Annotated in this window: 1 pseudogene; it reads left to right on the top strand. The window is 64.6% G+C overall.

The features are described 5' to 3' along the window. A pseudogene (locus tag EN852_RS38000) lies at nt 1-319 on the top strand (hypothetical protein); the annotation flags it as partial.

The raw sequence follows: 319 nt of genomic DNA on the forward strand, positions 1-319 counted from the left end.
GTTCTTCTACATGCTTTTGCCACTGATCTGGCTGGTCATGGCGGCGCTGATCTACGGCTATGAGGTGCGCGACGACGCGGCGCTGATGCGGGTCAACGGCCGCGTCGAACGGTTCGGCCAGCGCTATGCCGGACTGCCGAAATTCCTGCGCGACTTCGTCGAGCATTTCATCGCCGGCTACCGTTCGCGCTACCTGCCGATCGCCAATGGCGTGCGGCTGACGGTGAGTTCCAGCCTGTTGCTGCTGTGCACGCTGATCGTCGGCTACCGCCTGCTCGACTGGGGCGCCGCCTGGCTGTGGCTTGGCGCGACAAGGCTG

It is taken from the genome of Mesorhizobium sp. M2E.F.Ca.ET.209.01.1.1, assembly GCF_004010375.2.
Taxonomy (GTDB): Bacteria; Pseudomonadota; Alphaproteobacteria; order Rhizobiales; family Rhizobiaceae; genus Mesorhizobium.